The organism is Mesorhizobium caraganae, assembly GCF_016836705.1.
Taxonomy (GTDB): domain Bacteria; phylum Pseudomonadota; class Alphaproteobacteria; order Rhizobiales; family Rhizobiaceae; genus Mesorhizobium; species Mesorhizobium caraganae.
In genome coordinates this window covers 100,715-122,429 of record NZ_JAFCGY010000004.1, presented here as the reverse complement: position 1 = coordinate 122,429, position 21,715 = coordinate 100,715, and the positions used below count along the sequence as shown (strand labels likewise).

The following is a 21,715-nucleotide window of genomic DNA, read 5'->3' as shown; positions in this document are numbered from 1 at the left end:
TCAGGCGGCCAGCAGTTGCTTGCGGTCGACGCGCTCCTGCTGCGGCGAGCGGGCGTAGAGCTCGCGGTAGCATTTGGAGAAGTGCGAGGCCGAGACGAAGCCGCAGGCGACAGCCACCTCGACCACCGGCATCGACGACTGGATCAACAGGTGCCTGGCGCGGTCGAGGCGGATTTCGAGATAGTAGCGGGCAGGGGACCTGCCCATCTCGGTACGGAACAGGCGCTCGATCTGGCGGCGCGACAGGTCGACATGGTCGGCGATCTCGATCAGCGACAGCGGCTCGGAGAGGTTGCCCTCCATCAGCTCGATGATGGTCAGCACCTTGGAGTTCTGCACGCCGAGACGGGCGCGCAGCGGCAGGCGCTGGCGGTCGGTCGGGCTGCGCACGCGGTCGGTCAGCACCTGCTCGCAGACACGGTTGACCAGATTGTCGTCGAAGTCGTCGCCGATCAGCTTCAGCATCATGTCCAGTGCTGCGGTGCCGCCGGCGCAGGTGTAGATGTTCTGGTCGATTTCGAAGAGGTCGGCAAAGACGTTGGCCTTCGGGAAGGCCTCGGAAAAGCCCGGCAGGTTTTCCCAATGGATGGCGCAGCGCTTGTTGGAGAGCAGGCCGGCGGCGGCAAGGATATGCGCGCCGGTGCACAGGCCGCCGACGGCGACGCCTCTGTTATACTCCTCGCGCAGCCAGGCGAAGGCCGACCTGTTCTGGTAGCGCTCGACATTCACGCCGCTGCAGACAATGGCCATGTTCGGCCGGTCCGGTCCGGCCATCTTCTTGCGCTCTTCCTCGAGCGAGGTGTTGACCGCGCATTCGACGCCATTGGAGGCGCGCACTGGTTTGCCGTCGATGCTGGCGAGGCGCCAGCGATAGGCCTCATAGCCAAGCATGCGGTTGGCCGAGCGCAGCGGGTCGAGCGCCGTCGCAAAGGCAATCATGGTGAAGTCGGGGACGAGGAAGAATACAAACGATCGCTTGATCGGATGCTTTACGGCGTTCAAGGGAACCTCACGCAGCCATGGCGCGAACAGGATGTCGCGAACAGCATAGCGACATCAGGAAAAACCATTCCTGTCAATCGGCTAGGCGGCCAAGCGGCAACTAAATTTGCGACATGGGTCGCAAATGGGCAATGGTCCGGGACGATGGGCACGGGCTGCCGCGAGATTGAGCATCGCTATCCGGCAACATCGGCCTCAGAACGAAAAACGCCGCCTCGGTCAAACCGAAGCGGCGCTGTTATCGACTGTCGACAGCGGCAGGGAGCGCTGCGCGGTAGCCGTTATCTCAGGCGACGAAGCCGAGGCGCACCGCATTCATGGCGCCGGTCTGGCCGGGCATGGTGTTGGCAAGGCGCTGGCGCTCGAGAGCGGTGGTCAGGTTCATTTCGCGGCGGGGGAAAAGGCGGGCAAAAAGCTTCATCATCATCTCCTATCGGTTGCTCAGACGGGTCGCCTTCGCTTGATGGAGTGGGGCAGCTCGTTTGCTGGCGCTGATATAGGCTTGTGTGAGCAGAAACTAAATCGCAAATGCGAAGCGCTTGATATGAAAAGCGACATCAATTGCGACATTTTTGGGCAGATTGCCTTGGATTTGTGATTATTTACAAGGCGTTAATGCAGAAATTGGGCCGGTATGCAGCTTGCTCATATGCGCCATGCAAGCGCGACATGGCTCTGAAATTCATTTGAGTGCAAATAAGTTAGAGAAGGTCTGGGCTAAAGCAGGGAAGGCCTGCCGGGCTGGTTCCGCGCGGCAGGCCTTCAGCACATGGTACACAATGGTTTACTTTGCTCCAGCCCAGGATCCGACGCCGTGGCGTGCACCGGTCTTGGTGTCGGCAGCTTCAGGCCAGCCGATATCCTTCTGCAGTTCGATCGGCAGCGAGCGGATCGCACGTTCGGTCTGGAAGCGGGCACGGGCCGCGCTGAACTCGGTCGCAAGCCGACCGATGGATGACAGGATAGACATTTCATTCTCCTTTGGTTGTGGCACGTCCCGCATGAACGCGTTCTGTAACCGGGATATTCCGCATCGAATGCAATTTCGTGTCAGGAGCTTTTCGATCCAGGGCACGTCCTGCCTTCGATGGAGTTGACTATCCTCCCAATCTGATGTTCAATCAAACGAAATGGAATGATGCTTCACATCAGAAAAATTGAAGGTCTATCCCGATGAACGCCCCACTCAATCACCCGCTGCCGCTGCTCGATCTCGACGTTTTGCGCACCTTTGTGGCCATTGCCGAGACCGGCAGCTTCACCACCGCGGCCAATGCGGTGTTCCGCACGCCGTCGGCGGTCTCCATGCAGATCAAGAAGCTCGAGGACATTCTCGGCCGCTCGGTCTTTGCGCGCGATGCGCGCTCGGTGACGCTGACCACCGATGGCGAGATGCTGCTCGGCTATGCCCGCCGGCTGTTGTCAATCAACCGCGAGGTGGTGTCGAAATTCATCATCCCCGAGATCGTCGGCGTGGTGCGGCTCGGATCGCCGGACGATTATGGTGAGCGCGTGCTGCCGCATGTGCTGAAGCGTTTCGCGCAATCGCATCCGTCGATCGCCGTCGACGTCACCATCGACCAGAGCAGCAATCTGCGCCGGCGCATGGACGATCGGGCGCTCGACCTCACGCTGTTGACCAATTCCTACAAGACCAGCGCGCTTGGCGCCGAGGTGCTGCTGACAGAGCCGATTGTCTGGGCCGGCGCCAAGGGCGGCAGCGCGCATCTGCGCGAGCCATTGCCGGTATCGCTGTGGGAAGAGGGCTGCGCCTGGCGGGCCGGCGCGCTCGATGCGCTCAGCCGTGAGGGCCGCAACTACCGCGTCGCCTATATGAGCGCGCACACGGCCGGCCAGCGCGCCGCCATCATGTCGGATCTCGCGGTTGCGCCGCTGCCGAAGTCATTCCTCGGCAACGACATGGTCGAGCTCTGCCCGAAGGACGGCATGCCCGATATCGGCACCTACAATCTGGCGATGGTGGTGTCGCCGGATGCCAGCGCGCCGGTCAAGGCCGTCGCCGACCATATCCGCGCGACCTTCGAACTGTTCCGCGAAACCGGCAAGTTCTGAGTTATTCCGCTGCCTCGGCAGGGCGCGCCGCGAAGGCGGTTCGCGGTCTGCGCCGCGCAGTTGCGCGCCGCCTGGCGGGCTCACCTTCAAGGAAGGTGACGATGCTGTTTCTGGCGCGACGCGCCTCCGGCATCTCGATCAGCGGCCAGACGTGGAACATCCCTTCCTCGTAGACAACGTCGATATCGACGCCGGCAGCGCGCGCCTTTTTGGCGAAGATCAGATTGTCGGGGCTGAGCAGGTCGTGCGAGCCGGTCAGAAGCAGGGTCTGCGGCAGCACCGAGAGGTCGCCGTAGAGCGGGCTGATATGCCAGTCGCTGCGATCGATGCCGGCGCTGTACATGCGGATCGCTTCCAGCCCGCCTGATATACCGAGCCACGGATCGTTGCGTTCCGCCTCGAACACTTCCGGGTTGGAAAGCGACATGTCGAGACCGGGTGAAATCAGCACGTGGCGCGACGGCAAGGACAGGCCTTCTTCGGCCGCCATCATGGTCAGCACCACGGCCATGTTGCCGCCGGCGGAATCGCCCATGAAAACGATATCTTCGGCGTCCGTCTCGTCCAGCATCTGCCGGTAGACGTCGCCGACCATGCCGAACATGGCGTGGAAATCGTGTTCGGGCGCGATGGGGTAGATAGGTACGGTGATGCTGAAACCCAGCCGTTCGGCCATCTCGGCGATCAGCCCCCAATGATAGGAGGTGATCTGGAAGACATAGGCGCCGCCATGCATGTAGAGGATGCGCCGGCGCTCGCCGGCTTTCGGCGCGATCTCGTAGACGGGGAAACCATCGACGCTACGCTCGGTGATATGGAGGCGCTCGCGCAGCAATGCCGGAGGATGGTGGTCCTCGGTCTTGCGCGCATAGGCGATCCAGCGCTGCAGGTTTTCGGGGCTGGCAAATGCCTTCTTCCGGCTGTGCCGGAGGATGAAGGAAACGACGTGGCTTTTGAAACTGGGCATTCGAATACACAAGCTCGGCAGCAGCCGACTAAGAGAATTTCCCCACTATTTCGAAGATCGCGCCTCCAGCCGAAATGTCAAGAATTTGGACCAACGCAACACGGTTGATTGATCGACCGAGTTTGCGGTTTTCCCGCCAACGGCTCAGCGCCGGGGCAGCAGCGCGGCGCGCAGCTTGATGTCAGGCGCAGCCGGGACCACGCGGCGGCCCCGGCGTTTTGCCAGCAATTTGCATTTGTCGGCGAAGGTCATCAGCGGCCCGAGCCCAGGATCAGGCGCGTCAGGCTGGCCTGGGCGTCGATGCGCTGCGACACGGGCCAGCCAATGTCCTTCTGCACTTCAGGCGGCAGGCTGTTCATGGCCCGCACGGACTGGGCATGCTTGATGGCCGCACGAAAACGGCCGAGGCTGTCGAACATCGACATCTTCATTCTCCTTTTGAAGCGTTGTGACGGCGCAATAGTCCGGCCCGCCTTTCGGTGTCCGTTAAATGCTTCACGTCTGTATCGGGTGGATTGCGCGAAAACAGCGCTTCGGTTTCCAGATCGGAGCGATCTGGAAACATTTGCATACAAACGAAATTGAAGACTGGCGGCCGGCTTACTCGCGGCTGCGCCTGGCCGCGTGGCCTTCGCGCGAACGCCGGCGTGGGGCGGCGTCGCCGGCGACGCCGTCCTCGCTGACGGTCTTGCGTGGTGGCAGCTTTACCGCCGCCGACAGTTTCGGGAACGGATCGACCTTGTTGGGCAGCGCCATGGCGTAGACGAAATGCTCCTGGAATTTCGGTTCCAGCGCGGTCTCGATCTTCTCGATATGGCTGACCGTGTCCTCGATTTCGCGGCGATAGCCGCGGTTGAGCAGCGCCATGCGCGCGCCGGCGCCGGCGGCGTTGCCGACGGCCGAGACCTTGTCTAGGTCGCAATCCGGGATCAGGCCAAGCACCATGGCGTATTTCGGGTCGATGAAGGAGCCGAAGGCGCCGGCGAAATGGATGCGGTCGACATGCTCGGTGTTCTGCTTTTCCATCAACAGCTTGGTGCCGGCATAAAGCGCCGCCTTGGCCAGCTGGATGGCGCGCACGTCGGTCTGGGTGATGGTGATCTTGGGTTCGCCTTCCTTCAAGACATAGGAGAAGGTGCGGCCATTGGCGGTGACACGCGGCGAACGCTCGGCGAGCGACCCGTCGACGACGCCATCCTCGGAGATGATGCCGGCGAGGTACATTTCGGCCACGATCTCGATAATGCCGGAGCCGCAAATGCCGGTGACGCCGGTGGCCTGGACGCTGTCGAGGAAGCCTGGCTCGTCGGACCAAAGTTCCGAACCGATGACACGGTATTTCGGCTCCAGCGTTTCGGGATCGATGCGCACGCGCTCGATGGCGCCAGGCGCGGCGCGCTGGCCGCCGGAGATTTCAGCGCCCTCGAAAGCGGGGCCGGTTGGAGATGAAGCAGCCACGACCCGCGCACGATTGCCAAGCACGATCTCGGCATTGGTGCCGACATCGACGATCAGCATCATTTCATCCTGGCGGTGCGGACCTTCCGACAAAGTCACGGCGGCAGCATCCGCGCCGACATGGCCGGCGATGCAAGGCAGCATGTAGAGACGCGCGCCCTGGTTGAGCTTCAGGCCGATATCGGAGGCTTTGATGCGCACCGCGCCCGAGACGGCGAGCGCGAAGGGCGCGCCGCCGAGTTCGGTCGGATCGATGCCGAGGAACAGGTGGTGCATGATCGGATTGCCGACGAAGACGCTGTCCAGGATGTCATTGCGCTGGACATTGCCTTCGGCGCAGACCTTGTCGACGAGGCCGGAGATCGCCTCGCGCACGGCGACCGTCATGCCTTCGCGGCCGTCGGGGTTCATCATCACATAGGAGACGCGGCTCATCAGATCCTCGCCGAAGCGGATCTGCGGATTGGACGTACCGGACGACGCGGCGACGCGGCCCGACAGCAACGACACCAGATGCATGGCGATGGTGGTCGAGCCGATGTCGCAGGCCAGTCCATAGGCCTCGTTCTTGAGGCCGGGCCACAGTGCTATGACGCGGGCAATGTCGCTTTCGGCATCCTTGTGGATGGCGGCAGTCGCCGTCCAGTTGCCCTTGCGCAAAATGCCTTGCACCTGCGGCATCAGGTAGAAATCGAATTCGAGGTTTTTGAAGCCCCAATCCTTCATCAGGGCGATCTTCAGGCGGTCGAGATCGCCGAGCGGCTTGTGCATGTCGGGTTCTTCGATCTCGACATAACACATGCGGATTGCCGCATCGCGGGCGATGACGCGGGTGTCGGCATCCTTGCGGATGGTCTGCGCGTTGATGACCGTGTCCTGCGGCACGTCGATGACGAGGTCGCCGAGGATCTGCGCCGAGCAGGAAAGGCGGCGGCGCTCGGGCAGGCCGCGCACGCGCTCGTAGCGCTCTTCCTTGCCGCCCTTCTGCGAAATATGGTCGTTGGAGGAGACGATCTTGTGCTTGGCGAAATTGCCTTCCTGCACCTCGATCTGGCAGCGACCGCAAGTGGCGCGGCCGCCACAGACGCTTTCGACATAGACGCCGAGCTGGCGCGCGGCGTCGAGCACCGATGTGCCAACGGGAAACCGCCCGCGCTTGCCTGACGGCATGAACAGCACGAGCGGATCGGTAATGTTTGCAGGCGAGTTCACGGTTGCGCGCTTATCCTCGAGCCATCCGGGCTTCGCGGCCGCCACGGCGGCGGCCACCATTGGCAGCGCCATCGCCCGGCGCGTTGACCTGTGTCGGCGCGGCAACCGCCTGGCCGCCTTCGGCCGGCTTGTAGTCCTTGTAGGTCCTGATCCAGTTGGTGCAGTTCTCGTCAGTGCCGTTCAGCACATTGGCGCCGCGCACGGCTTCCATTTCCTGCGGCCGCACCGGGTTCATGATGGCGCTCGTCATGCCGGCGCCGATCACCATCGGGATGAAGGCGGCGTTGATGCCGTGGCGGTGCGGCAGGCCGAACGAGATGTTGGAGAGGCCGCAAGTGGTGTTGACCTTGAGCTCTTCGCGCAGCCGACGCAGCAGCGCAAACACCTGGCGGCCGGCATCGCCCAGCGCGCCGATCGGCATGACCAGCGGATCGACGACGACGTCATGCGCCGGAATGCCGAAATCGGCGCAGCGCTGCACGATCTTCTTGGCGACGGCGAAGCGGACGTCCGGATCCATCGAAATGCCGGTCTCGTCATTGGAGATGGCGACGACCGGTACATTGTACTTCTTGACCAGCGGCAGGATGGCTTCGAGCTTTTCTTCCTCGCCGGTGACGGAGTTGACCAGCGGCCGGCCCTTGGCGACCTTTAATGCGGCTTCGATTGCGGCGCTGACGGAGGAATCGATCGACAGCGGCAGATCGACCAGGCCCTGGACGATCTCCAGCGTCTGCACCAGCAGCGCCGGCTCGGTGGCGTTGGGGTCGACAGCGGTGACGCCGGCATTGACGTCAAGCATGGTGGCGCCGCAGGCGGCCTGTTCCAGCGCATCCTTGATGACGGTCTCGAAATTGCCGGCGATCATCTCGGCGGCCAGCTTCTTGCGGCCGGTCGGGTTGATGCGCTCGCCGATGACGCAGAAGGGCTGGTCGAAGCCGATGATGATCTCGCGTGTCGCCGAGGCGACGATGGTCCGGGTCATGAAGTCTCTCCGCCTGATATAAAGTGCTTCTTTATATCGTGTCTGGTTTCGTTCCAGGGTCTGGTGCTCGGCCGGGCTTAGTGCGCGGTCTTTACCATGTCCACCTGCGTTTCGGTAATCTCGTCATGCAATATGTGGTCGAGCCGGTCGGCGACCATCTGGTCGTCGCGGCGGATCTCGCGTTTCCACGGCTGGCGGCCCTTCAGCACGCCCGATTCATCGACGATCTCGGCGACATATTCCTCCTGGCGATAGGCCATCACGTGGACGCCGGCGACGCCGGCGATTTCCTTCACCTCGTTGATGATGTCGATGCAGAGCTGCTTGCCTTCCTTCTTCTGGTCCTGGGCGCCTTCCAGCCGCTTGATGATGGCGTCCGGGATATGGATGCCGGGCACGTTGGAGCGGATCCATTTGGCCGTCTTGGCCGAGGCCAGCGGGCCGACGCCGCACAGGATGAACACCTTTTCGGTGTGGCCGAGATCGCGCGCCTTCTGCATGAAGGTTTTGAACATCGGCACGTCGAAACAGTACTGCGTCTGCACGAACTGCGCGCCGGCAGCGATCTTCTTGCCGAGATGGATCGGACGGAAATCGAAGGGCGGCGCAAACGGATTGACGGCGGCACCGAGGAAGATCTGCGGCGGTGTCGTCAGCTTGCGGCCGGACAGGAACTTGCCGTTGTCGCGCATGATGCGGCAGGTTTCGAGCAGCGACATGGAATCCAGATCGAACACCGGCTTGGCGCCGGGCTGGTCGCCGGCCTGCACACCGTCGCCGGTGAGGCACAGCATGTTGGCGACGCCCATCGCCGCACCACCCAGCACATCGCCCTGGATGGCAATGCGGTTCCTGTCGCGGCAGGCGATCTGCATGATCGGGGCATAGCCCATGCGGGTCAAAAGCGCGCAGATGCCGACCGAGGACATATGGCAGTTGGCGCCGGAGGCATCGACGGCATTGATGGCGTCGACCCATCCGTCGAAGATCTTGGCCCGGTTGTAGACGTCTTCCGGATCGGCGCTGTCGGGCGGGTTGAGCTCGGTGGTGACGGCGAATTCGCCGCGCCGCAGCACGCGCTCCAGCCGGCCGCGTGAGGAGTGGCCGGGCAGGGGATCGAGCGGCAGATGGATGCCGGCCGGGTTCTCGTCGCGCTGGCGGGCGATCATGCGGCGGCTCCGGTCTTGGCATTGGCCGCAGCTTCGCGGGCTGCCGCCGACTGCGCGGTCACCCGCAGCCAGGCTGAGGTTTCCCGTAGCGACTGGTCGACGGGCTTTTGCACGTCGAGGATCTTGTCGCCATGCACCATGTTCTTGGAGCCTTCCCAGGCCTTGACCCAGACGCAAGGCATGTCGGGCTCGACCTCGCAATTGCCATTGGCGCGCACGCCGCCGCAGGGGCCGTTGCGCAACTGCTTCGGGCAGTTCATCGGGCACGACATGCCGGTCGAGGACAACACGCACTGGCCGCACATGCGGCAGTCGAACATGAAGCCTTTGACGCGTTTTTCGACAAACTTGATCGGGGCCTCGACCCGCCCGTAGCCAAGGCCTTTCCACAAAGGATGGAGAAGCAGGAACATGTCGGCGAACCGAGAATAGAACCATTCGAGCAGGCGCGAATGCCGGACCGACCACAGCCTGACTGCAAACGAGCGCTGCACGCGCCGCTGCGGCGACACATCGGCCGGCTTGTAGTCGGATTTCGGCGCTGCCTTCTTGACCAGGGTGGCCTGGGTAACCGTCGGGCCTTCTTTGGCAGGAGTGGTTTCAGACATTTTCTTTCCCGCCCGCCTTGACCAGAGCGACCAGCCGCTCGCGGTCGTATTTCGCGTCGATGTCGCTGAAAGCCTTCTCGACCTCGGCCTCGAGATCGTCGCCGACCGGAACCGGATCGGCCTTGCGCCATTCGGCGAGATAATCGTCGGTGCCGCCGGCGCCGGTGCGCATGGCGCACATGTCGATCGCCTCGGTGAAGCGCAGCGGCAGTTCGCGCTTGGCGTTCTGCCGGCCTTTCTTGACGATGACCTGGGCTGGGATGTCGCGCCAGTAGACGACGATCAGATCGGCCATGAAATTCTCACTCCCTGCCGAGCGCAGTGCGTCCGCTTGGACGCAGGAAGGACGCTCGGCCACTCTATTCAGCAGGAGCGAGCATTGCCGGATGCGCGGTGGGGCTGCTTGTTATGGGACGACGCGCGCGCATTCAAAAGCGACGCTATTGGACGTCGCAAAAAGAAAGGCGAGAATCTTTGACTTTGTTGCGGGCTGGGATGGCCTGAGGCGACGGTAAGAGGGTGCCTACAAACCGTCTGGTAGGGTGAAACATCGCCGCTTTTTCCAACAGCGTCATCATTCGTCTTCGAAGCCATTTTGTTTCAAATCCGCGACCCGAACAATCATGCTGCGTTTTGGGTCGAATGGGAGATCTTCAAAGTCGAAGGTGCGATAGAACCCTCTTATGGCATCATCGAGCGGATGTGTCAGGACACCGAAGCAGCCTATTTCCCTTGAAAATCGCACCGCGGTCCTCAGGGCGAAGAGAAGCAGCGAGCGTCCGCAGCCATGACCTTGATAGCGCCGATCCACGGCAAGCTGGCCGAGCAAAATGATTGGAATGGGATCGGGGCGGTTGCGTTGTGCGGATTTTGGCAGATGGGCTCGCTCGATTTGACCCGTGCTCAAGGTGACATAGGCGGCGATAACTCCGGTCGTGAGATCCCAGATGACGTTGGTACGCGAGGTCCCATCCTGTTGATTGCTCCAGGCATGACGGCGAAGCCAGTTGTTGAGCGACTCGCGACCGCAATCGAAGGCGTCTCTGTCGTCATCGGCCGCAAGAGGCCGAGGAGGCGTCATTCCTGCCATACAGGTCGTGAGGTAGCGAGCTTCCGTAGCCCGGCAAGAGTTTTCGGGGAAGACTTTGCCCACGCCTCGAACTTTTCCCAATCGGCTGCCGGGATCGTCACGACACGTCCGTCCAGCACTTCCATTTCGGCGGCTTCGACCGCCTTGCGCCGGATGAAGTCACTGAGATTGGTGTTTGCCTGACTGGCAGCGGCTTCAAGAATGTCACGTTCCTCAGAGGTGACGCGGACGCTGAGGGGGGCCATGTTCGACATCGGTAAAACTCACTTTCTGTATGACAATAGCATACAAAGCGTCAGATTGACAGCGCCTACCACACGCCTCGGCGCACACCGGTCCAGAGATAGAACCAGATCGTCGGGTGGTACCATTGTTTCGACGGCAGGTCCGGCTTGATGGTCGCCAGCTTGCCGGCCAGCGCATCGCGGACCGCCTCGATGCAGATATCGCGCGAGAATGCTGCCTGGCGCAACGCATAGCTCGAAATGGTGTCGCCGGGCTTGGGCTTGCCGCGCGCCTGTTTCAGTATGCCGCCTGTGTCTACGCCGGCATCGACCAGATGCACCGTGGTGCCGAAATTTGCCGTATCGTCGGAGGCCAGGGCCCAGTAGCCGCCATTCATGCCGCGGTATTTCGGCGCGATGCCAGCGTGATAGTTGAGCACCGGGCACGGCATTTGCGCCAGCGTCTGCCGGGACAAGAGCCGGCAGCCGGCAAGCAACACCACACCCGGCCGGATGTCGGCGATCGCCTGTAGGCAATCGGCTGCGTTGGCCGAGGAGACATGGATGATCTTTTGTCCCGGCTTCGGCTCGGTCTCAAGTTTCTGCTCGGAAATTAGCCACGCTGCATGGCCGGCGAAGAAGCGCTTGCCCAGCCTGGTCAGCACCATCGTGCCGAGCTGGCCGACTGCCTGAAGCCAGCCTTGGCGGCGGGCACGGCCGAGAAGCAATTGCTTTTTGGATTCAGGGTTTTCCAGGATGACGCTGATAGGGCCTAGACGGTCGGCGATGGCGTTGACGATGGCCCAGATGTGCGGGCCGCCTTCCGTGACGACAACGATCGCAGCACTGTTCTTGTCAGCTGAAGCCATGGCGCGCCTTCTTGCCGGCGCGCAACCGTCTTCCCGTGCGCTGCCTGGCTCAATTCTGTGCCAGGCGGGGTTAAATCTTGATGACCGCCCGGCCGGTGAGAGGCCAGCGGGATCAGCGCTTCAATTCCATGATGTCGAGATGCGATTCGTAATAAGGCGCCGGGAATTCGATGCGCCATGCATTGGCGCTGTTGCGGAAGGCGTAGCCGACCTGGTCGCTTTCCGGACCGCTGCCATAGCGCTTTGGTTTGTTGTCATTGACATAACCGGAACCGAGATAGATGGCGCGCTTTTCGCCATGATCGAAGAAACGGCCCGTGGTGCGCTGCGAGCCGCTGATCTTTTCCAGCCGCCAGCCGGAGCCGTCGTCGCTCACCTTGCATTTGAACCAGCCATAGATGACCAGCGGGCCGATGCCGCCGACCTTGATGGTGCGGCATTGCCAGTTGCCGGTCAGATCCTTGTCGGAAAAGGCGACCAGGGGCTTTGCCAGCAAGGCGTTGAGCTCGCTAACCTCGGCCGGGTCGCCGGCCTTCGCCTCTTCAAGGGCAGCTTTCCGGGTCTCGCCATATTTGTCGAGCCGCGCCTTGTCGGCTGGCGTGATCAACTTCTGCACCTCGCCGTCGGCATAAGCGGGCAGGGCAAAGCAAAGGAAGCCAAGGGCGGCGATCAGCAGGCGAGGGGTCATCGGGGGCTTTCCATGTTTCAAATGGCTGAATCAGCCTGTTTGCTTGAGGCGCACAACTTATCCGTTCGCAGCGGCCTGTCATCCGTGCTTGAAAGCGTTTCTGCTCGAGAATTGCTTCAGACGTGTGCGGCCACCCGCGCGAGTTCGCCTGTAAGGTCGCCATAGCCGGTCGCGCGGCGCTCATAGACGAGGCCGAGCAGTTTCGCAGCCTTCTCGGCAACCTTGTCGAGTTCGGGATCGTCGGTCTGGGCGATGTAGATCAGCTTCTGGTAATTGCCGAAATAGTCCTTGATCAGCTCCGGATGCTTGTCGAGGCCGAGCGGCTTCATGAAGAAGGCGTCGAACTGGCGGCATAGGAAATCGGTCATGTAGAACGACATCATGTCGTCGTCGGCGACCTTCGCGTAGGCATCCATGCCCTGATAGAAGGCAAAACAGTGCGGGCCGGCCATGCGCTCGATACCGTGCTTCTCCAGCACCCGGTCGAGCAGGCCGCCGGTGCCGCAATCGGCATAGCCGACGAAGATATGCTCATAGCCTTCGGCCTTGGCCTTTTCGATTGCCTTGTCCATCGCCGGGGCGATGCGGTCGGGGAAGAAATGGAACTCCGCCGGCAGGCAGGTCAGGTCGAGATGGTCGAGCTTGAGCTGCTCCTTGACGGCCAAAACTTCGCGCGCAATCATTCCGCAGGCGATGACCAGCAGCCTGTCGTCTTGATTCGGTTTCGTTTTTTGCATCCTTGCCATGGAACCCGGTCGAAGCGGCCTTTGTTGCTGTGGGGCGAATCTATCGAGAGAGGGATAAACCGTCCATGAAACTGTTACGCGTTGCGCCGATTGCAATCCTTGCCTGCGCCCTGGCGCTTACGGCCTGCGCCAACACCGTCCGCGGCGTCGGCCGGGATCTCAAATCGACCGCGAAAGCCATCGATGACACCGTCACCAAACCCTGACACGCGGACCCTCTGTCACCAACATCTGGTAACAAAAAAGCCGCGCTGCAAGGCGCGGCTTTGATTCTGGCCAGACGCCTTGCTGAAGAAAATCAGGCTGAAGCGCGCACGTTGTGCTTGCGCTTCATGAAGTCCTTGGCCGTCTCGACCGCCACTGCCGCGTCGCGGCAATAGGCGTCGGCGCCGACGGCCTTGCCGAATTCCTCGTTGAGTGGCGCCCCGCCGACCAGCACGACGTAGTCGTCGCGAATGCCCTTTTCCTTCATCGTGTCGATGACGACCTTCATATAGGGCATGGTCGTGGTCAAAAGCGCCGACATGCCGATGATGTCGGGCTGGTGCTGCTCGATGGCGTCGAGGTATTTCTCGACCGCATTGTTGATGCCGAGGTCGATGACGTCGAAGCCAGCGCCTTCCATCATCATGCCGACGAGGTTCTTGCCGATGTCGTGGATGTCGCCCTTGACGGTGCCGATGACCATCTTGCCCTGCTTGGGTGCGCCGGTGGCGGCGAGCAGCGGGCGTAGGATGAACATGCCGGCCTTCATGGCGTTGGCAGACAGCAGCACTTCGGGAACGAACAGGATGCCGTCGCGAAAATCCTCGCCGACGATGCGCATGCCTTCGACCAGCGCTTCGGTCAGCACCTTGTAGGGCGCCCAACCGCGCTCGAGCAGGATGTTGGTGCCTTCCTCGATCTCTTCCTTCAGCCCGTCATAGAGATCGTCGTGCATCTGCTGCACCAACTCGTCGTCGGAAAGCTCGGAGAGGATGATCTCGTCGTCGGACATTTTTCTCAGGCTCCTTGCCGCGCGGGATGAGATCGCGGCGGCTCAAATTTATCGCGTCAATACCTAACCCGGCGGGGGCAGGTATCCATAGCTGATTTGCGACTTCCCGCAAAAGGAAAGCGACCGCAAATCTATTGGAATTCTTGTCGATTTTGCGACAGGCGTTGGCGCTGACGGGCCGTTTCGAATAGGGTGCATGGCTACGATCCGGGCGAGAAGCTGCGATATGCGGCCGCAAACGGTTTTTAGGGAAAACGATCATGAGTGAGAACGCGTCAGTCGACCAGGAAGCGTCCAATGCGCGACGCGGGCGTGCGGCCAGCGGCGGCGCGGCGGCAAGGCGCGCGGCGCGCTCGGGCGGCGGACCGGGCACGCAGCTCACCTACATCAAGCGCAAGATCAACATCTATGAGGTCCTCAACGAGGAAGGCCTGGCGATTATCGAAAACAACACCGATACGGTGCTGGAAGAGATCGGCATCATCTTTCGCGACGACGCCGAGGCGCTGCAGCTGTGGAAAGACGCCGGCGCCGACGTCAAGGGCGAGCGCGTGCATTTTCCCAAGGGCCTGTGCCGTTCGCTGCTCAAGACCGCGCCGCCCATCTACACCCAGCATGCGCGCAATTCCGAGCGTTCGGTGCAGATCGGCGGCAACGCCACCGTCTTCGCGCCTGTCTACGGCCCGCCCTTCGTGCGCGATCTCGACGGTGTCAGGCGCTACGCAACGATCGAGGATTTCCAGAATTTCGTGAAGCTCGCCTACATGGCGCCGTCGATCCATCATTCCGGCGGCACGGTGTGCGAGCCGGTCGACGTGCCGGTCAACAAGCGCCATCTCGACATGGTCTATTCGCACATAAAGTATTCCGACAAGCCTTTCATGGGGTCGGTGACGGCGCCGGAGCGGGCCGAAGACACGGTCGCCATGGCCAAGATCGTGTTCGGCGACGATTTCGTCGAAAACAACACGGTGCTGACCAGCCTGATCAACGCCAACTCGCCGATGGTGTTCGACGAGACCATGCTGGGCGCGCTGAAAGTCTATTCCCGCCACAACCAGGCCTGCATCGTCACGCCCTTCATCCTTGCCGGCGCGATGAGCCCGGTGACCGTCGCCGGCACGTTGACGCAGGTTCTGGCAGAGGTGCTCGCCGGCGCGTCGTTCACGCAGCTGATCCGGCCCGGTGCGCCGGTGCTGTTCGGCACCTTCGCCTCGTCGATCTCGATGCAGTCGGGTGCGCCAACCTTCGGCACGCCGGAGCCGTCGCTGGTCTCCTATGGCGCCGCACAGCTAGCGCGCCGGCTCGGCCTGCCGTTCCGCACCGGCGGCTCGCTTTGCGCGTCCAAGGTTCCGGACGCACAAGCCGCCTATGAAAGCGCCAACACGCTGAACTCGACCATCCTGGCCGGCACCAATTTCGTGCTGCATTCGGCCGGCTGGCTCGAAGGCGGACTGGCGTCCTGCTACGAAAAATTCATGATGGACATCGACCAGCTCGGCATGCAGCAGAAATTCGCCGAGGGCGTCGACCTGTCGGAAAATGGCCAGGCGATGGACGCCATCCGCCAGGTCGGTCCGGGCAGCCACTATCTCGGCTGCGACCACACGCAGGCGAATTTCCAGACCGCCTTCTACCGTTCCAGCATCGCCGACAATAATTCCTACGAGCAGTGGCTGGCCGAGGGCGAAAAGACCGCGCCGCAACGCGCCAACGAGCTCGCCCGCCGCTGGCTGGAAAGCTACGAGGCGCCTTATCTCGATCCGGGTATCGACGACGGGTTGAAGGACTACATCGCAACGAAGAAGGCGTCGATGGCCGACGCCTTCACTTGAAAGGAGCCCGAGTCAGGCGGGGCTAAAGTCGCCAACATCATCCACAAGGAAGTCTGGCGGAGCGCTTTCTCTGACCCGGACCAGAAGGGATGATTGTGCGCGGCATCGCTGACGAGATAGCGGCCGCGCTTTCCGCCAACGGCCTCATCCTGCGCGGCTGCGTCACATTCGCCGAAGGCGAGGAGGCACCCTCTGGCCTGTCAGGTGCTTCCGCCCAATCAGCCATTTTGGTCGGGCAGGCGGGTGCCGAGCCGTGGCCGCATTTCCTGCGTTGGCGCGAACGGCAACCACAAGCCATTGCCAATCCGCTCGACACCTGGTCACGCCAGGTGATCGGTGCGGTGGCGGAAACATTCGGAGCACGGGCGGTTTCGCCATCAGACAGGCCGTATCTGCCGTTCCAGCAATGGGCGATGCAGGCGGAGGGGCTGAAACCGTCGCCGCTCGGCATTCTCATGCATCCGACGTACGGGCTTTGGCACGCCTATCGCGGCGCTTTGCTTTTCGAGGACGAGATTGGGGTCGAGGCGTCTCAGGCATCGATTCACCTTTGCGACACATGTGTCGAGAAACCCTGCATGAAATCCTGTCCGGTCGACGCCTATTCGAAGGATGGCTTTGCCTATCAATCCTGCCTCGCGCATGTTCGCGGAGCGAACGGCTCGCCTTGCCGGACCGGCGGTTGCCTCGATCGCAACGCCTGTCCCTATGGCACGGCCTATCGCTATCCCCTTGACGTACAGGCCTTTCACATGGCGGCATTCGCGCGCTGAGTTTCCGTTCCGGCGGCCGGGCGATACGGATTTGTGAACGCGGCGCGCCTTCGATTGACTTGCCCAGCCGTCCGTCACGGATATGTATCGCGCGACAATCAGACGGAGTAGGCCATGGCCAAGCAGGACATCGAGATCAAGACCGCGGACGGCTTGGCCAAAGCAGGGCTGTTTCGCCCGGCTGGCCCAGCGAAGGCCGGCGTGATCCTCTATATGGACGCGTTCGGGCCGCGTCCGGTGCTCGACGTGATGGCCGAGCGGCTGGCGGGACACGGCTATGCCGTGCTGGTACCGGACCTGTTCTATCGCAATGCGCCCTATGGCCCGTTCGACGCCAAGACCGCCTTTGCCGTCGAGGAGACGAAGGTGGCGCTGATGGCGCTGGTCACCGGCACGACGCAGGACATGACCATCCGCGACAGCGGCGCCTTTCTCGACGCGCTGGCTTCTGAAGGCATCACCGGGCCGGTTGGCGTCGTTGGTTATTGCATGGGCGGCGGCCGGGCGCTGAATGCGGCGGCCACCTATCCCGATCGGATCGCTGCTGCGGCGAGCTTCCATGGCGGCAATCTGGCGAGCGAGGCTCCCGACAGCCCGCACCGCAAGGCGGACTCGATCAAGGCGCGTGTCTATGTCGGCACCGCCGGCGTCGACCGCAGCTTTCCGCCGGAGCAGTCGGCGCGGCTGGCGGAAGCGCTCAGGGTTGCCGAGGTCGACCACGTCATCGAGAATTATGTCGGCTCCGGCCATGGCTGGTGCATACCGGACCACGGCTCCTATGATGAAGCCGGCGCCGAACGCCACTGGAAGCGGCTGCTGGCGTTCTTTGCCGAAACGCTGGCTTGACTTCTTACCGTTGGTGGCCTGCTAGAACACCGCAGGTCGAGCGGGAACGAACAGCCTGATGCAATCCTATGATGTCGTGGTGATTGGCGCCGGTGCGGCCGGGATGATGTGCGCCATCGAGGCAGGCAAGCGCGGCCGCTCGGTTCTGGTGCTCGATCACGCGGCAAAGCCCGGCGAGAAGATCCGCATCTCAGGCGGTGGGCGCTGCAATTTCACCAACATCCATACCAGCCCGAAGAATTTTCTCTCGGGCAATCCGCATTTCTGCATCTCGGCGCTCAGCCGCTACACGCAGCGCGACTTCATCGCACTCGTGGAACGCCATGGCATCGCCTATCACGAGAAGACGCTGGGGCAGCTGTTTTGCGATGGCTCTGCGCGCCAGATCATCGACATGCTGGTTTCCGAAATTCAGGACCGGGGTGCGGAACTAGCGGTGTCGACCGAGGTGAGGGATGTCAGCCGGACCGCGGAAGGGTTTACCCTGAGCCTCTCCAGCGGCACCGTCGCCTGCCAATCGCTGGTCGTGGCTTGTGGCGGCAAGTCGATCCCCAAGATGGGCGCGACGGGGTTTGGCTACGAGCTTGCGACGCAATTCGGCCTGGCCCTGGTGGAGACGCGGCCGGCGCTGGTGCCGCTCACCTTCGACGCAAGAACGCTCGAGCGGCTGGCGCCCCTGGCCGGCAATGCCGTCGATGCTGAAGTCGGCTGTGGCAAGACACGGTTCTCGGAGGCGATGCTGTTCACGCATCGCGGCCTGAGCGGGCCGTCCATCCTGCAGATATCGTCCTATTGGCGCGAGGGCGACGAGATCCGCATCGCCATGCTGCCTGGAATGGATGTGGCCGAGCTGCTTCGCGCCGCCCGGCGCGTCAATGGCAGGCAAGCGGTGCAGACGGTGCTGGCAAACCATCTGCCTAAGCGCCTGGCACAAGCGATGGCCGAGCGCATCGGGATTGACGGCAATCTCGCTGATTTGACGGACCTGCAGATGAAAACCGTCGAAGCCGCCGTCAACGACTGGCGCATCAAGCCGGCCGGCTCGGAGGGCTATCGCACCGCCGAAGTGACGCTTGGCGGCGTCGACACCAACGGGCTTGACCAGAAGACGATGCAGGCGAAATCCGTGCCGGGACTGTTTTTCATCGGCGAAGTCGTCGATGTCACGGGCTGGCTTGGCGGCTACAATTTCCAGTGGGCGTGGTCGTCCGGTTGGGTGGCAGGACAAGCCGTCTAGTTTCAAAAAGCGCCTGCCTGAAAAAAATCTTTCCATAACCCCAAGGATTGGCCATTAGCCTTCGTCCAATAGGCAAATGATGGCGATGATGCTGGATGAAAGCGAAGCCTCCGACGCCGAGTTGATCGGGCGGGCGAAGGGCGGAGACAGGGGTGCCTTCGGCAAATTGCTGGAGCGGCACTACGACTTCGTCTATCGCGCCGCCTATCGCTGGTGCGGAAAAAAGGCCGATGCCGAAGACATCGCCCAGGAAGTTTGCGTCCGGCTCGGCAAGGCCATTCGCGACTATCGCGGCGGTGGCGCGTTCACGACATGGCTTTATTCCGTGACGATGAATGCGGCGCGCGACATGATGCGCAACACCACGCGCGAAAACGTCAAGACCGAGGCCTACGGCGCCTACAGCATGATATCGGGAGAGGCGTCGGCCGAAACCGAAGATCCGACTGAGGCGCTCTGGGCAGCGGTGCGGCAATTGCCGGACAAGCAGCGCGATGCAGTGCTTCTGGTCTATGGCGAAGGTTTGAGCCATGCGGCCGCCGCCGAGGCGATGGCAATCTCGGAGACGACGGTTTCCTGGCACATCCATGAAGCGAAGAAACGGCTGAAGACGTTGATGCGTTCAGCCGGGGAAGTGTGACCATGGTCGACGACAACGAACTCAACAGGCTGCGCGATGCAGCAGTACCGGCGCCGGGCGAGAGCGCGAAGGCACGCGCCTTCGAAGCCGCCATGCGCGCCTATGATCAGGAAAATATTTCTGCCGTCACCCAAGGATCGGTTGGCGGGCTTCGTCTCACAGAGCGAGCACAAAAGCTCTGGAGCGAGATCATGCAAAAGAAACTCATTGCCACGCCGGCCATTGCCGGGCTCGTCGCCCTGCCGATCGCCGGATACGCCACCTTCCACATGCTGAGGGAACAGCCGTTGCCGTTCGGCGGCGACGAGAAGATCACCGAATCGTTGGCCGACAAACCGGCAACCAGTGGGCCGGCGATCAACGCACCGGGAAAAGACAAGCAGGCGCCCGAAGGCGACCTGAAGAAGGCCGATGCCGACGCAGAAGTGCGGAGCCGCGACGTCACCGATGCGCTTGTTACGCCGACCGCGCCCCCGAAGACCGAGGCTCCGGCGACGGTGAACCAACGCGAGAACGGCACTTTGCAGACTTACCAGCAGGCGCCTGAGCCTGCGCCAAGCACCGAGGCCGCACCATCGGGTGGCAGAGTTACCATGGGATTTTCACGAGCTGCGCCAGCGGCAGATGGCGCACGGGCCAGCCGTGTCCAGGGGACGGCCGAATCCAAACTGATGGCGCCGCAGCAGCCTTCGACGATGTCGGCCGACCAGATTGCGCCGCAGGAGCCAAACCGCGACCGCGTCGAGGATTTCAAGACCAATCCGGTGCATGCAGCCCTTCAGGATCCGGTCTCGACCTTCTCGATCGACGTCGACACGGCTTCCTATTCCTTCGTGCGCAGCTCGCTGAAGCAGGGCTACCTGCCGCAGGCCGATACGGTGCGTGTCGAGGAGATGGTCAATTACTTCCCCTATGACTGGAAGGGTCCGGATTCGGCCTCGACGCCATTCAACTCAACCGTCAGCGTCATGCCGACGCCGTGGAACGGGCACACCAAGCTGATGCACGTCGCCATCAAGGGTTTCGACGTCAAGCCGGTCGAGCAGCCCAAGGCCAATCTGGTGTTCCTGATCGACGTGTCGGGTTCGATGGACGAGCCGGACAAGCTGCCGCTGCTCAAGTCGGCGTTCCGGCTGCTGGTCAGCAAGCTGAAGGCTGACGACACTATCTCGATCGTCACCTATGCCGGTGACGCCGGCACGGTGCTGATGCCGACCAAGGTCACCGAGAAGGACAAGATCCTCAATGCCATCGATAATCTGACGCCCGGCGGCTCGACGGCCGGGGAGGCGGGCATCAAGGAAGCCTACAAGCTTGCCCAGCAGTCCTTCGTCAAGGACGGGATCAACCGTGTGATGTTGGCCACAGACGGCGACTTCAATGTCGGCCAGACTGATGATGAGGATCTGAAGCGATTGATCGAGCAGGAGCGCAAGACGGGCGTCTTCCTGTCGGTGTTCGGCTTCGGACGCGGCAATCTGAACGACCAGATGATGCAGACCATCGCCCAGAACGGCAACGGCACCGCCGCCTATATCGACACGCTGGCCGAGGCCGAGAAGGTTCTGGTCGAGGATGCCTCCTCGACGCTGTTCACCATCGCCAAGGACGTCAAGATCCAGGTCGAGTTCAACCCGAACAAGGTCTCGGAATACCGGCTGATCGGCTACGAGACCCGCGCGTTGAACCGCGAGGATTTCAACAATGATCGCGTCGATGCCGGCGATATCGGCTCCGGCCATTCGGTCACCGCCATCTACGAGATCACGCCGAAGGGGAGTGGCGGCGAGCAGATGGATCCGCTGCGCTACGGCCAGGCAACGATCAACAATGGCGGCGTCGCCAATGCCGACGAGTATGCCTTCGTCAAGATCCGCTACAAGCTGCCGAACGAAGACGTCTCGAAGCTGATCACCACGCCGGTGACGTCGGCCAACGAGGTCCAGTCCTTCGACCAGGCCAGCACCGACCAGCGTTTCTCCGTCGCTGTCGCCGCCTTCGGCCAGAAGCTGCGCGACGAGGATGCGACCGCGAAGTTCGGTTACGACAAGATCATGGAGATTGCCACCGCCGCCCGAGGAGCCGACCCGTTTGGGTACAGGTCCGAGTTCCTTTCGCTTGTGCGCCTTGCCTCGGCGCTGGGCGGTAACCGGTAGTGGCAATACAGCCGGTTCCTTTCAGACGGGGGTCGTTCTGATACGGAGGAACCGGCTACGGGCGGGTGAGGCAGGCCGGCGAGGGATATTTTCCTCGCCGGCCTTTTTTCGGATCTGCCGATATTCAGGTGAGGTGCTCC

24 protein-coding genes are annotated in these 21,715 nt (G+C 62.2%); 9 read left to right on the top strand and 15 right to left on the bottom strand.

Going from position 1 to position 21,715, the window contains the following annotated elements:
- Window positions 1-939, bottom strand: a complete 939-nt coding sequence (locus JQK88_RS12565; RefSeq protein WP_352560327.1) for a GlxA family transcriptional regulator — start codon at window positions 937-939, stop codon at window positions 1-3.
- 229 nt (window positions 940-1,168) lie between these two features.
- Between JQK88_RS12565 and JQK88_RS12560 the strand changes: the two genes are divergently transcribed.
- The gene (locus JQK88_RS12560; protein ID WP_192257532.1) at window positions 1,169-1,600 is read left to right on the top strand and encodes a hypothetical protein; all 432 of its coding nucleotides are present in this window, start codon (window positions 1,169-1,171) and stop codon (window positions 1,598-1,600) included.
- A gap of 186 nt (window positions 1,601-1,786) precedes the next feature.
- Here the strand turns inward: JQK88_RS12560 and JQK88_RS12555 are convergent, their stop codons facing one another.
- A complete protein-coding gene (locus JQK88_RS12555; protein ID WP_023700331.1) occupies window positions 1,787-1,972 on the bottom strand; it encodes a hypothetical protein in 186 nt (61 codons plus the stop codon).
- A 203-nt stretch (window positions 1,973-2,175) separates the two neighbouring features.
- Here JQK88_RS12555 and JQK88_RS12550 point away from each other — a divergent pair, with 203 nt between their 5' ends.
- The gene (locus JQK88_RS12550; protein WP_192257530.1) at window positions 2,176-3,075 is read left to right on the top strand and encodes a LysR substrate-binding domain-containing protein; all 900 of its coding nucleotides are present in this window, start codon (window positions 2,176-2,178) and stop codon (window positions 3,073-3,075) included.
- Window position 3,076: 1 nt separating this feature from the next.
- Here JQK88_RS12550 and JQK88_RS12545 read toward each other — a convergent pair whose 3' ends face one another.
- The 12 genes from JQK88_RS12545 to JQK88_RS12490 form a co-directional block, all read right to left on the bottom strand.
- Complete coding sequence (locus JQK88_RS12545) at window positions 3,077-4,042, bottom strand: alpha/beta hydrolase (protein WP_192257528.1); 966 nt, start codon at window positions 4,040-4,042, stop codon at window positions 3,077-3,079.
- A 251-nt stretch (window positions 4,043-4,293) separates the two neighbouring features.
- A complete protein-coding gene (locus tag JQK88_RS12540) occupies window positions 4,294-4,467 on the bottom strand; it encodes a hypothetical protein (RefSeq protein ID WP_192257526.1) in 174 nt (57 codons plus the stop codon).
- Between the two features lie 175 nt (window positions 4,468-4,642).
- Window positions 4,643-6,772, bottom strand: a complete 2,130-nt coding sequence (locus JQK88_RS12535) for an ASKHA domain-containing protein (RefSeq protein WP_192257525.1) — start codon at window positions 6,770-6,772, stop codon at window positions 4,643-4,645.
- Complete coding sequence (locus JQK88_RS12530; RefSeq protein ID WP_192257524.1) at window positions 6,723-7,697, bottom strand: methyltetrahydrofolate cobalamin methyltransferase; 975 nt, start codon at window positions 7,695-7,697, stop codon at window positions 6,723-6,725. The genes JQK88_RS12535 and JQK88_RS12530 overlap by 50 nt, the downstream gene beginning before the upstream one ends.
- A gap of 77 nt (window positions 7,698-7,774) precedes the next feature.
- Window positions 7,775-8,866: a methylenetetrahydrofolate reductase gene (locus JQK88_RS12525; RefSeq protein WP_192257523.1), complete on the bottom strand. Its 1,092-nt coding sequence runs from the start codon at window positions 8,864-8,866 to the stop codon at window positions 7,775-7,777.
- On the bottom strand, window positions 8,863-9,474 hold the full coding sequence (locus JQK88_RS12520) for a methylenetetrahydrofolate reductase C-terminal domain-containing protein (protein ID WP_192257522.1): 612 nt from the start codon (window positions 9,472-9,474) through the stop codon (window positions 8,863-8,865). The genes JQK88_RS12525 and JQK88_RS12520 overlap by 4 nt, the downstream gene beginning before the upstream one ends.
- On the bottom strand, window positions 9,467-9,769 hold the full coding sequence (locus JQK88_RS12515; RefSeq protein WP_192257521.1) for a virulence factor: 303 nt from the start codon (window positions 9,767-9,769) through the stop codon (window positions 9,467-9,469). The genes JQK88_RS12520 and JQK88_RS12515 overlap by 8 nt, the downstream gene beginning before the upstream one ends.
- 279 nt (window positions 9,770-10,048) lie before the next feature.
- Window positions 10,049-10,564, bottom strand: coding sequence for a GNAT family N-acetyltransferase (locus tag JQK88_RS12510; RefSeq protein ID WP_203278454.1), 516 nt, complete (start codon window positions 10,562-10,564; stop codon window positions 10,049-10,051).
- Window positions 10,552-10,818, bottom strand: coding sequence for a type II toxin-antitoxin system TacA family antitoxin (locus tag JQK88_RS12505; RefSeq protein WP_203278453.1), 267 nt, complete (start codon window positions 10,816-10,818; stop codon window positions 10,552-10,554). Before JQK88_RS12505 ends, JQK88_RS12510 begins: the two co-directional genes overlap by 13 nt.
- Before the next feature lie 56 nt (window positions 10,819-10,874).
- On the bottom strand, window positions 10,875-11,657 hold the full coding sequence (locus tag JQK88_RS12500) for a formyl transferase (protein WP_203278452.1): 783 nt from the start codon (window positions 11,655-11,657) through the stop codon (window positions 10,875-10,877).
- A gap of 112 nt (window positions 11,658-11,769) precedes the next feature.
- Complete coding sequence (locus JQK88_RS12495) at window positions 11,770-12,345, bottom strand: DUF4893 domain-containing protein (RefSeq protein WP_203278451.1); 576 nt, start codon at window positions 12,343-12,345, stop codon at window positions 11,770-11,772.
- 116 nt (window positions 12,346-12,461) lie between these two features.
- Window positions 12,462-13,091 carry a DUF1638 domain-containing protein gene (locus tag JQK88_RS12490; RefSeq protein WP_203278450.1) on the bottom strand — a complete coding sequence of 210 codons (630 nt, stop codon included), beginning with the start codon at window positions 13,089-13,091 and terminating at the stop codon, window positions 12,462-12,464.
- Between the two features lie 65 nt (window positions 13,092-13,156).
- Between JQK88_RS12490 and JQK88_RS12485 the strand changes: the two genes are divergently transcribed.
- Window positions 13,157-13,297 carry an entericidin A/B family lipoprotein gene (locus JQK88_RS12485; RefSeq protein ID WP_112565267.1) on the top strand — a complete coding sequence of 47 codons (141 nt, stop codon included), beginning with the start codon at window positions 13,157-13,159 and terminating at the stop codon, window positions 13,295-13,297.
- 92 nt (window positions 13,298-13,389) lie between these two features.
- On the opposite strand, the gene JQK88_RS12480 is transcribed toward JQK88_RS12485, so the two are convergent.
- Window positions 13,390-14,088 carry a cobalamin B12-binding domain-containing protein gene (locus tag JQK88_RS12480; RefSeq protein ID WP_013531175.1) on the bottom strand — a complete coding sequence of 233 codons (699 nt, stop codon included), beginning with the start codon at window positions 14,086-14,088 and terminating at the stop codon, window positions 13,390-13,392.
- Window positions 14,089-14,348: 260 nt separating this feature from the next.
- Between JQK88_RS12480 and JQK88_RS12475 the strand changes: the two genes are divergently transcribed.
- From JQK88_RS12475 to JQK88_RS12450, 6 genes are all read left to right on the top strand, one after another.
- Window positions 14,349-15,923 carry a trimethylamine methyltransferase family protein gene (locus JQK88_RS12475; RefSeq protein WP_203278449.1) on the top strand — a complete coding sequence of 525 codons (1,575 nt, stop codon included), beginning with the start codon at window positions 14,349-14,351 and terminating at the stop codon, window positions 15,921-15,923.
- A gap of 89 nt (window positions 15,924-16,012) precedes the next feature.
- A complete protein-coding gene (locus JQK88_RS12470) occupies window positions 16,013-16,696 on the top strand; it encodes a hypothetical protein (RefSeq protein WP_210388287.1) in 684 nt (227 codons plus the stop codon).
- 114 nt (window positions 16,697-16,810) lie between these two features.
- Window positions 16,811-17,542, top strand: a complete 732-nt coding sequence (locus JQK88_RS12465) for a dienelactone hydrolase family protein (RefSeq protein ID WP_192257512.1) — start codon at window positions 16,811-16,813, stop codon at window positions 17,540-17,542.
- A gap of 58 nt (window positions 17,543-17,600) precedes the next feature.
- A complete protein-coding gene (locus tag JQK88_RS12460; protein WP_203278447.1) occupies window positions 17,601-18,779 on the top strand; it encodes a BaiN/RdsA family NAD(P)/FAD-dependent oxidoreductase in 1,179 nt (392 codons plus the stop codon).
- Window positions 18,780-18,858: 79 nt separating this feature from the next.
- A complete protein-coding gene (locus JQK88_RS12455) occupies window positions 18,859-19,419 on the top strand; it encodes an RNA polymerase sigma factor (RefSeq protein WP_192257510.1) in 561 nt (186 codons plus the stop codon).
- Between the two features lie 2 nt (window positions 19,420-19,421).
- Window positions 19,422-21,575, top strand: coding sequence for a vWA domain-containing protein (locus tag JQK88_RS12450; RefSeq protein WP_203278446.1), 2,154 nt, complete (start codon window positions 19,422-19,424; stop codon window positions 21,573-21,575).
- Window positions 21,576-21,715 lie beyond the last annotated feature (140 nt).